Genomic DNA, 11064 nt, shown 5'->3' with positions numbered 1-11064 from the left:
TCAACCTCTAGAGTAATCATCCCTGCGCCCAGGCAGGGATGGAATGCGTTCATCAAGCAGCCGGTACAGGGCACTGCTCTTGGGCCAGTTCCGCAGAAAGCGCTCACGATCTCGTGCAAAGGCTTTCTCAAATTGCTGCTGGCTCCTGTGCTGAGTCATGGCATCCAGGTCGATCAACGACCAGTGATTGCCATTCCAGAGCACATTATTCCCTTTTAAATCGCCATGACTGATTCGTTCGCGAATCAGTCCCTCAAAAAGAACATCCAGCGCGGCCAAGTCTTGCTCAGGTGGGGCGCTATCCCGGTACGGCTCAAAGCGCGCCAGTATATCCTGCCCTGACGCATAATCGGTAATCAGGTAGGCACGCCGGCGCAAACCTAGCCAGCGCTTTTCCATTACGCCTAAGGGTTTAGGCGTGTCGATGCCCAGAAAGCGCAGGCGATTCCCCTGGATCCAGCTATGCCAGGCGCGGCTGGGCCGCCAAAAGCGCGTCAACCAATGCCCAAAGCCCTTGATGTTGTAGCGCTTCAGAATATAGGTATTTCCAGCATGCTCCACACGTGCCACCGTGGCGGCGCCGCCATCCTTGTAGCGGTGCCCCTGGGCAATGAAACGGTCTGGATCGGCCAACAGCGGTTCCACCACCGCCTCGCTGTCCCGGCGCATGGCCTGGATGCCTTCACTGGATCGGCTCACTTTGAACAGGCTGCAATCTCGTCCGGCTTTCTCCAGAAAGTCTTTTAGGCGCCACGTGCGAATACGGACCGCTTCCTGCTGGATCGCTTCCGGTCTCAGGGCATGCTCGCCATTCACCAGCAGGTAATGCACCAGCAACTCTTCGATACAGGCGTCAAACCGGGCAGGTAGCTGTCCGAAAAAGACGCCTAGGTTCTGCATAACCTGCTTTTGAGAAAGGGGCTTTCCCTGGGACTCGGCGTGGATGTCAGCCCCATCTATAACGTAGATGTTCCCGTCCTGTTGAAGAAGGTTGTCCAGATGCAAGTCGTCCTGCCAGAGCCCCTTGGCATGTAACTCGCCAATGGCAGCCAGCGACATCCCCAAGACGTCCTGCTGACTATCAGAAAGAGGAGGTTCCTGATCGACCCTTCGCCACAAGGCATCCAGGCTCACTGCGTTCTCCAGAAACTCAAACAGTAACCAGCCGCCCTTGTCGGCCTCGAAGCCTTCAGCCACAACAGCCGGCGTTGTCAGCTGGTTGTCGATCAGTAAACGGCAACCTTCACGCTCACGCGTATAGTGTCGCTCCGAGCGAGCGCCTACAAACAGCTTGGCCAGCACCGAGCGGCCCTGCCACCGAGCCTCACCTACATAGCGTTGTCCAGGTAACACGCGCAGGAGTGATATCAGAGTCAGCGAGCCCTCAGGCAATTCAATCTGAACAGGCAGCGCTGGGGCTCGCCCAGACCGGGCTAGCTCATTCAGTTTCATGGTCGCGCTTCCTTGCTGCGACGACGCACGCTGAGCTTGCGTAACCAGGTATCGACTTCACGGCTATCAGGCGCCATCTGTAGATAAGCCGCCAGGAACAGCCGGACTTCCGCCTCGCTCCAGACCGGTGCGCGCCTTAATAGCGGCTCCAGATCCTTAACTCGGTCCTTACGCCCTAATAGCAACAGGCGTGTTTTTTCAAGGTCAATTAGGCGCGTTAGAAACCCGCTTTCCTGCTCCTGAAGAAAGATGTGCTTGGGATAAAAACAGCCATGAATACGCCCCGCTGCATGCAGGGTTCTGGCAAGTACGCCTATAGCCGCCAGGAGCGTATGGCGTGTCCGCTCGGGTAGCTCTGGCCATTCGGCCAGCCAGCTATCCAGATCCCGCCATCCATCCAATGCTCGCGTCAGCAGAATGGCCTGCCGTTCATTCCCTACCTTGCGCTCGCCAAAGAACGAAGCTTCCAGTGCCGGAATACCGAGCGTGCTGTAACGCTGGATGTTACGAAACTCCCGAGCAAAGGTGGGCTCTCCCAGGGGGTGAAGCAGGTCATGCGTCAGGTAATTGCTTTGACGCTTGAGGAAATAGGACGCCTCGTCGAGATCGAGCCGGTAGACGGTGCTCCAGCCGCCACGCCTGGCGTTAGGCTCGTCGACCGCCTCCAGCTGAAGCGACCAGAGCGCTTCGAACGTTGAGAGCCCGTGCCGCTCTAGTATGGCGGCATCTTTGGCAGACAGGAAATCGCTCATTCGCGCCCCTTGAAGTAATTCAATACATGTACGATTCGCTCCTTGTCGGAGTCTCTTAGCCGCTGCCGCCCCTTGTAACGCAAGTAGAATCGCAGCCGCTGCGTACGTGAAAGCTTGTATTTAGCGACCTTATCCAGGCAGGCCAAATCCTTGATGATGCGTCGCCTGAGCCAGGAACCAAACCAGAAGGCCCCTGCCGGACAATCGATGAGGTACAGCGTACCGGCTTGATCAACTAGCAGATTGCGCCACTTCAAATCATTATGAGCGAAGTGATGGTCATGCATGGTGCGAGTAGCACGTGCTAACTGCAGGCTCAACTGATCGACCCAGGCCGGATCACTCAAGCGCGGATCATCGTGATGGGCCATGACAGCCAGGTCATCGGTCTGGGGAATTTCACGAGTTATCATGGCGCCGCGGGTAAATTGTCCGCCTGAGCGCTCAAGCCCCCAGGCCACGACAGGCGCTGTTGGAATACCCCATCTGGCAAAGCGTTTAAGATTTTGCCACTCAGACTTGACGCGAGGACGGCCCATATACCGGCGCAGGCCCTTGCCTGCGCCGGTATAGCGCTTGACGTAATAACGAATCCCCTCATAAGTGACACGTATCACTTCAGACAGAGGGTCACTGGTCAAATGCTCGCCTTGCAAGGTGAATACCCGCTCAAGACTGGCAAACTCCGCTATATGCTCCACAGAGGGATCAATACGCCACTGGGCCATCAGAGCCTGTCTCCGTAACGCTGCTTGCGTTCGTAGAGCCGTTCGGCCTTGCGCTGCAATCGCTGCAGGAGCGCGGCCTCTTCTCGCAGAATCTGCCGCAATGGCCGCTGAAAATACACACGAAGAAACCTCAGGAAATCCCGCTGAGTCAGCCCGATACCCAGTGCAGAGAAATACAGACCAGCCAGGTCCTTGTCGCGCCAGCGTCTAGGCACCTGGTCTCGCGTATGAGCGCGATGCAGGTCGATAAGTGACAGCCTCAATGTACCCGACTCAACGGGCCGATCGGTATGCAATAGAAAGTGACAGATGTAGCAGTCTCGATGGTTGACCCCTGCACGGTGCATCGTGCCTGTCATCCTGGCCACCTCATCGATCAGGGCCCACTTGATACTCGCCTTGGGACGCTGAACGGGCCAAGCCAGCGTGTAGTCTTCCAGGCTGATGGTAGGTGCCAACTCCTCCGTGATAATGAAAGAGTGCTGCTCGGCCGGGTTACTGCCTCGCTCACCAAAAGCCACGGCGTTCATGGTAGGCACACCAGCCTCATGCAGACGTTGCAAAGCCTGCCACTCCTGCCCTGCACCCAGTACCGGCTGTTTCAGCTGTAACAGGTTTTTGGCAATCTCGCCCCATCCGATCCCTCGATGGATTTTGACGAAATACCCCTTGCCATTGACTTCGGTACGCAGGGTACGTCGCCCTTCCAACTCCCGAAAAACTTCTCCCTGAAGCGCTTCTACCGCTTCAAAGGCATCGCGCCCCACCCACAGGGAGCGGAAAGGCTCTTCAAGCACAAGCTTCACAAGCGCGGCTCCAGAATAACATCAGCCGCCCGCTCGGGCATGCTGTACAGATCGGCAGTCTCGGCATAAGCGAGGGCATTACGGGACCATGCAGTGCGCTGCGAATCATCGCTGAGCATGTCGGCCAACAGAGTATTGAGCTGCTCCTGCTCAAATGGGCTAGGCACTACCCGGCCGCAGTTGGCGTCCGTGATGTAATGAGCATAGCCACAGACATCGGTTACCAGCACAGGCAAACCGGCCACCAAAGCCTCCAGCAGTACCGTTCCCGTATTCTCGTTATAAGCTGGGTGAATCAACAGATCCGCCCCAAGAAGAAAACGCGGGATATCGCTCCGCCCCTTGAGAATATCCACTTGATCGGAAATGCCCAGCGCCTTGGTCTGCAACAGAAACGGCTTGGGATCGTCCTGCCCGATAACAATCAGGCGCACCCGTTCCTTGAGTGCCTTGGGGAGCGAAGCGACTGCTCGCAGAGAGCGATCCAGCCCTTTGGTCTTAAAGCCCGAACCGATCTGCACAACCAGCAGTGACGTATCGTCCAGACCGAACTCCTGGCGAAACGCCTTGCGTATTTCTTCGGCATTGGCCGGTGCGCGGCGGTCTGCTGCGATACCAGGCGGAAGCAGATGAAAACGCTCGGCCGGCGTCCCGTAGTGCTTGACGAAGAACGGCTGCTGGACCTCCGAGATCATCAAGACCTGGGTCTTGGACTCGGGCTCAAACACGGCCCGCTCGTACTCGGCAAAATGACGATAGCGGCTCCACTTTCGGTACAGGGGGTTACGCAGTGTCTGCGCCTTTTCTTCAAAGCAGGGATCGGCCGCGTAATACACGTCCAGGCCAGGCATCTTGTTGAAGCCAACAATGCGATCCACTGGATCACTAGCCAGATCGCGCTGGAACCAGGCCGTAAACTTTTCGTTGCGTTTGTGATTGAACAACGCCTTGGCTGATCCAACGCGCACGTCGAATCCTTCAGGTATAGGACCCTCCCAGATCAACGTATAGACACGAATGGAGTGACCACGACGCTGGCACTCCTGGGCAATACGCATGAAGTCACGCTGTAGCCCCCCGAAGGGAAAGTACTTGTAGAGAACAAAAGCCAGACGCATCAGCATATGCCCATAAAAAATAGCGGATCACCGTAGCAGGTGATGACGTTCAAACCTGTCGAACCATGATAACTCAGCACAAACGCTGTCCTTTGCTGGACAGCATCGCTTCCAGAGAGGCGAAAACCCGTGCCGGATTGACACGCGAGAAGCACAAGGGCTGCTCTTGGGAAACATCAAACAGTCTCCGGTCGTCTTCAGAGGGAGCGTAGGTACACTGCTTCTGCAGACAGGGCGCACAGACCCAATCGCTGGTGAGATGTACCTGGGAACGGCCATAGGCACCTGTCAGTCTGGCATCGGTCGGCCCAAACAATGACAGTGTCGGCACATCCAGCGCAGCCGCCAGATGCCCCAGGCCTGTATCAACTGCCACGCAGGCGCTGGCGCCAACCAGTACGCGGGACACCCCAGCCAATGACATCTTGGGGAGAACCGACACATGTTCAAGTCCCGAGGCGATACGTTCTGCTCTTTCGCGCTCGGGGTCATTGCCCCATGGTAAGCGCACCAGCACCCCGAGCTGCCGAGCCGCTTCAGCCAGCTCACGCCAATAGCGCTCCGGCCAGTGCTTGGTCGCCCAGGTCGTACCATGCAGAAACAATACATAAGGTCCGCTTGCCTGGGGCTCGGCAAGACGTGTGCGATCCAATCCGTAATCGCCAGTGGACTCTGGCAAGGGATAGCTCAGGGCCTGGGCAAACAGTTGCCTGAGTCGTTCGACAGCATGCTGTCCCCAAGCAACCTGGCAGGTTCGGTCATAAAACCGGCTTGCCAGTGGCTCGCGGATCGACTCGCGCGAAAGCCCCACTACCGGCGCCTTGACGTACCGAGTCAACCATGCACTTTTCAGAAGCCCCTGGGCATCGATCACCACATCGTAGTGAGTATCTCGCAGACGCTCCTTAAAGCGCGACCACTCCCCGTTTTTCAGCGTCTGGAAAAGGTTTTTACGCCACCGGCGAATCGCTACAGGAATGACTTGAGACACCGCTGGGTGCCAGGATGGAATCTCGGCAAAGCCTTCTTCAACAACCCAGTCGAAGCGGATTCCCGGAAACGCACGACTGGCATCCGTCAGGGCTGGCAACGTATGAATCACATCGCCCAATGACGATGTCTTGATCAAAAGCACCCGCACTTATTCCACCTCGACCGGATCAGCAACCAGTTGATCCAGTGCACGTAGCACGGCAGCAGGCTCCAGAAGACGCATGCAGTTGTAGTGTCCGAATCGACAGGTCCGATCAAAACACGGACTGCACTCAATACCCAACCGTACGACCTCAACCTCTTCGGCCAAGGGTGGCGTAAAGCCTGGGGACGTCGATCCATAGATCGCAACCAACGGGCGATCCAGTGCGGCGGCGACATGCATGAGGCCAGAATCGTTGCTGACTACTGCCGACGCGCAGGACATAAGGTCGATAGCCTCGGCCAGCGCCGTCTGCCCCGCCAGGTTCGTGACCTCTTCGCGCAGGCCTGGAATCAAACGCTCGCGGATTTCCTCGCAGCCCGCATTATCCTTTTGCGAGCCGAACAGCCAGACCTGCCACCCTGCCCTGATCTTTACATTGGCCACTTCGGCGTAGTGAGCTGCGGGCCAACGCTTGGATTCACCAAACTCGGCGCCTGGGCATAATGCTAACACCGGCCTGTCCAGCTCCAGGCCAAACTTGCCAAGTGCCGCGTCGCGGCTGGCAGACTCGATTCGCAGTTGGGGATGTGGATAAGGCTTGGGCAACTCAGCCCCAGGCGGATAGGCCAGTGCGATAAAGCGCTCAATCATCAGCGGGTAGCGCGCCTTATCCAGTGTTCTTATGTCATTGAGCAGGCCGAAACGCAGCTCGCCGCGCCAGCCGGTGCGCTTGGGAATGTCCGCAAAATAGGGAACCAGGGCCGACTTGAGCGAATTTGGCAGCAGAATGGCCTGATCGTACTGACCGCGCAGACTACGACCGATACGCCGACGCGTTGCCAGCTCAAAAGCACCATGCCCAAGCGGAAAACTCAGCGCCGAGCGTACTTCGGGCATCCGCTCAAGCAGAGGACGGCTCCAATCAGGCGCCAGCACATCAATGGCACAACCGGGATGAAGCGCCTGCAGACTCTTAAACAGCGTCTGCGCCATCACCATGTCGCCGACCCAGGAAGGACCGATTATCAGAATTCTCATAGGCTCACGCTACAACGTACAAGGCTCATAGTATCTACCATGAGCCTTGTACGTGCGGCTTATTTCACTGCAGTACGCCACTCGGCATGGCTATCAGTCTTGCCGGTAACCAGATCGAAGTAGGCCTTTTGCAGCGTTTCGGTCACCGGACCACGGCGGCCGGCGCCGATGGTGCGTCCATCGACTTCACGGATGGGGGTCACTTCAGCGGCAGTACCAGTAAAGAATGCTTCATCCGCAATATAGACTTCGTCACGCGTAATACGCTTTTCAACCAACGCGTAGCCATGCTCCTTGGCCAGTGTCAGCACGGTGTTACGGGTGATGCCGTTGAGGCATGCCGTTACTTCAGGCGTGTAGATGACATTATCCTTGATGATGAAGATATTCTCACCGGAGCCTTCAGCCACATAACCTTCCGGATCCAGCAGCAGGGCCTCGTCTGCACCGCCGGAAATGGCTTCCTGCAGTGCCAGCATCGAGTTGATGTAGTGTCCGTTGGCCTTTGCACGGGTCATGGAGATGTTCACGTGGTGACGGGTATAGGAGCTGGTACGTACCTTGATGCCCTGTTCCAGCGCCTCCTCCCCCATGTAGGCGCCCCAGTGCCAGGCGGCCACGATCACATGCACCTTCAGACCGGTCGCACGCAGCCCCATGCCTTCCGATCCGTAGAACACCATCGGACGCAGATAGGCGCTTTCAAGGTTGTTATCACGAATCACCGCACGGTGCGCTTCGTTAATCTCGTCTTTGGTGAAAGGCATCTTCATGCCCATGATGTGGGCGGAGTCGAACAGACGATCCGTGTGCGCCTGTAGACGGAAGATTGCTGTGCCCTGAGGGGTGTTGTAAGCGCGAACGCCTTCGAACACACCCATTCCATAATGCAGCGTATGGGTCAGAACATGAGTGGTCGCATCGCGCCACGGCACCATTTCACCGTCATACCAGATCACACCGTCACGATCGGACATCGACATAATTTGCAGCTCCTCAAGAATTCGATTCGTACTGCTGCGCAGCGAGTGGGTCGAGCGCAAGCGACTTCCAGATCCGCATGACGCCGTGTCGCTCGTCATGGAAGAGGCTGCCATCCACTACGCCTGCCTGCTTCTGCAGAGCCTGGCGGTGTGCGGCAGCACGGTAGGCTTTGTAAGCCTCTTGCAACAGATGGACATCTGGACCCGCGATCAATCCAGCCCGCTCCAGTTCTTCCAGAATGCGGATATTGTCGGTGAAGCGCAGCAGATCAGGATGCTGCCAGGACCAGACAAGAACCGCATATTGCACCATAAATTCAATATCGACGATACCGCCTGCATCCTGCTTGAGGTCAAATGCCCTGCCCGCCTCGAAGGCAATCGGCGACGATCCACCGGAGGTAGCCTTGGTTCCCAGGTTTTCCCGCATCTTCATCCGCATCTCGCCGACCTCACGACGCAGTGTAGCCTCATCGCGACGCTGGCTCAGGACAGCAGCCCGTACAGCCTCGAACCGTGCCGTGACGACCGGACAACCGGCCAGCACCCGCGCCCGCACCAATGCCTGGTGCTCCCAGGTCCAGGCCTCGTTCTGCTGGTAGTGCTCGAATGCCTTGATCGTACTGACCAGAAGCCCGGCAGCCCCGGAAGGCCTTAGGCGCATGTCGACCTCATACAGCGTTCCGGCGGTGGTCGATGTGGTCAGGAAGTGGATGATGCGCTGTCCGAGACGCGTGTAGAACTGAGCACCATCGATAGGCTTGCCGCCATCCGTCTCGGCTAACGGATCACCATCGTGAATGAAGACAAGATCAAGGTCAGAACCGTGCCCCAACTCAATACCGCCCACCTTGCCGTAGCCTACGATCACGAAGTCCGGATCACATGGCGACCCATCGGCACGTTGCGGACGGCCATGGCGCTGAACCATCTGTCGCCAGGCCAGCTCAAGCACTTGATCAAGAATCGCCTCCGCCATCCAGGTCAGGTAATCACTGACCTTCATCAAGGCTAGCGTACCTGCAATTTCGGACGCTGCCACTCGCAGTCCATGGGCGCGCTTGAAATGCCGGAGCATTTCCATCTGCTGCTCCAGATCATCCTCAGGGATGCGCGCCATCCGCTCCCGCAGCTCGGCGACCAGCTCAGGCTTTTGAGGTGGGCGATACAAGCGGCCCTCGTTAAGCAACTCATCCAGCAAGGCGGGGAAACGCGTGATTTGCTCTGCAATCCACACACTTGCACTGCAGAGCTGGAGCAGACGCTCCAGTGCTCCGGGGTTTTCCGTGAGCATCACTAAGTATGCCGAACGCCTGGCGACGGCCTCGATCAATGGTAGAACGCGATCCAGGGCTTGGTCGGGCTCGTCATGAGAAACAATCTGAGTCAACAGCCGAGGCATAAAGGCATCCAACCGTTCCCGCCCCATTCGCTGCATGGTCCGAACCTGACTGCTGCTGCGTAGCGCACACAACCGTGACCAGGCTGACTCAGGACTGCTCAAGCCTGCTTCCTTCAACTGCTGGATAGCTGCTGCATCCTCAAGGCTGCCTTCCCAGAGGGGTAGCCACTCCTGCCCAATTTCTGACTGACTGTCCACTCCCTCGTCCGGGTCAGCAATAACCTGCTGAAAATGCCAGTTGATACGGGTGCGCCAATGGGTCAGCCGGCTTAAAAAAGCAGTCCAGCTATCGAAGCCCATCATGAAAGCCACCCGCTCACGATCCAGCTCGCTGTCAGGCAATTTCTGTGTTTGTCGGTCTCCAATCGCCTGTAGCGCATGTTCCACGTAGCGAAGAAAGCAGTATGCGTCTCGCATCTCCTCGGCTGCCTCGGCGGGAAGATAGCCCAGATCCTTCAGTACGCTCAGGATTACCAGCAATGGGCGCTGCTGCAGGCTTAGCTCCCGTCCGCCATGAATCAGCTGATAGGCCTGTGCAATAAATTCCACCTCTCGAATGCCGCCTGCGCCCAGCTTGATGTTGTCGTCCATCTCACGGCGCCTGACCTCCTGCTGGATCAGCTGCTTCATGTTGCGCAGCGCTTCAATCGCCGAGAAGTCCAGGTAACGCCGGTAGACGAAGGGGCGCAACATGCTGAGCAGTTGTGCTCCGGCCTGCTGATCGCCTCCCACAACGCGCGCCTTGATCATGGCGTAACGTTCCCAGTCCCGACCCTGGTCCTGATAATACTGCTCCATGGCCGAAAAGCTCAGCGCCAGTGCGCCTGACGAGCCATAGGGACGCAAGCGCATATCAACCCTGAAGACAAAGCCATCTACGGTAATCGTATCAAGGGCCTTGATAAGCCGTTGGCCTAGGCGAATGAAGAACTGTTGATTGTCCAGTGCACGACGCGCCCCTACTGTCTCGCCACCCTCGGGGTAGGCAAAAATGAGATCGATATCGGACGAAAGGTTAAGCTCGCCCGCTCCCAGCTTGCCCATTCCCAAGATAACCATATGCTGCGGCTCTCCAGTCCGATGCCCCATCGGGACCCCGGATTGACGGCATTGGTCCTTGTACAGCCATTGGTAGGCCTCATCGATACAGGCATCGGCCAGTTCGGTCAGGTCACGGCACGTCTCGAGCAGGTCGGCCTGACGTGTCAGATCGCGCCAGATAATGCGAACCTGGTGCCGCAGCCGAAAGCGGCGTAAGCGCTGTCCGAGTTGGTTTTCATCCGAACATCCGGCTAGACAGTCGGTCAGTTGTTGGTGAATAGTGCCGGCTGGCAGCGATCGCTCGAATAGGCCCTCGTCTGCCAGATCCAGCATTAATGCCGGATCGCGCTGAATCTGCTCAGCGACAAACTCGCTGGCCGCTATCACCCGTGACAGGTCGCTGCGCCGCGCTGGCGGCCATGCTGAAAAATATTGCAAACGTTCAGGCTGTGCGTTCAATGCCTCCATGAGGCGTGCCTGCGCACACCTTACAGGTTCGGCAAGTGAATCAGGAATAGCAGTGAGAGAAGGCAGGCTCATGGTCTATCCTGTGGAGTCAACGGCTGAGGAGAAGGTCAAACCGCACGACAATTTGTCGTTGTTTTA

At 57.4% G+C, this 11064-nt stretch carries 9 protein-coding genes; all 9 read right to left on the bottom strand.

What is annotated here, in order from left to right; all coding sequences use genetic code 11:
* Positions 1-1452 carry a lipopolysaccharide kinase InaA family protein gene (locus tag AC4LF3_RS03550; RefSeq protein ID WP_491834789.1) on the bottom strand — a complete coding sequence of 484 codons (1452 nt, stop codon included), beginning with the start codon at positions 1450-1452 and terminating at the stop codon, positions 1-3.
* The gene (locus AC4LF3_RS03545; protein WP_197872161.1) at positions 1449-2204 is read right to left on the bottom strand and encodes a lipopolysaccharide kinase InaA family protein; all 756 of its coding nucleotides are present in this window, start codon (positions 2202-2204) and stop codon (positions 1449-1451) included. The genes AC4LF3_RS03550 and AC4LF3_RS03545 overlap by 4 nt, the downstream gene beginning before the upstream one ends.
* Positions 2201-2932, bottom strand: a complete 732-nt coding sequence (locus tag AC4LF3_RS03540; protein ID WP_312270531.1) for a lipopolysaccharide kinase InaA family protein — start codon at positions 2930-2932, stop codon at positions 2201-2203. The genes AC4LF3_RS03545 and AC4LF3_RS03540 overlap by 4 nt, the downstream gene beginning before the upstream one ends.
* Entirely contained in the window at positions 2932-3738 is an 807-nt protein-coding gene (rfaP, locus tag AC4LF3_RS03535; protein WP_491834788.1) for a lipopolysaccharide core heptose(I) kinase RfaP, read from the bottom strand. The genes AC4LF3_RS03540 and rfaP overlap by 1 nt, the downstream gene beginning before the upstream one ends.
* The gene (locus tag AC4LF3_RS03530) at positions 3735-4856 is read right to left on the bottom strand and encodes a glycosyltransferase family 4 protein (protein WP_491834787.1); all 1122 of its coding nucleotides are present in this window, start codon (positions 4854-4856) and stop codon (positions 3735-3737) included. Before AC4LF3_RS03530 ends, rfaP begins: the two co-directional genes overlap by 4 nt.
* A gap of 73 nt (positions 4857-4929) precedes the next feature.
* A complete protein-coding gene (waaC, locus tag AC4LF3_RS03525; RefSeq protein ID WP_491834786.1) occupies positions 4930-5997 on the bottom strand; it encodes a lipopolysaccharide heptosyltransferase I in 1068 nt (355 codons plus the stop codon).
* Positions 5998-7032 (bottom strand): lipopolysaccharide heptosyltransferase II, encoded by a 1035-nt coding sequence (gene waaF, locus AC4LF3_RS03520; RefSeq protein WP_491834785.1) that lies wholly within the window; start codon positions 7030-7032, stop codon positions 5998-6000.
* Positions 7033-7091: 59 nt separating this feature from the next.
* Positions 7092-8015: a branched-chain amino acid transaminase gene (locus tag AC4LF3_RS03515; protein WP_010797051.1), complete on the bottom strand. Its 924-nt coding sequence runs from the start codon at positions 8013-8015 to the stop codon at positions 7092-7094.
* A 13-nt stretch (positions 8016-8028) separates the two neighbouring features.
* On the bottom strand, positions 8029-10998 hold the full coding sequence (gene glnE, locus AC4LF3_RS03510; RefSeq protein WP_491834784.1) for a bifunctional [glutamate--ammonia ligase]-adenylyl-L-tyrosine phosphorylase/[glutamate--ammonia-ligase] adenylyltransferase: 2970 nt from the start codon (positions 10996-10998) through the stop codon (positions 8029-8031).
* Positions 10999-11064: the final 66 nt, after the last annotated feature.

The organism is Pseudomonas sp. C2.3V, from assembly GCF_058536325.1.
The sequence above is the reverse complement of the archived record's forward strand: the minus strand, read 5'-3'. Positions and strand labels throughout refer to the sequence as shown.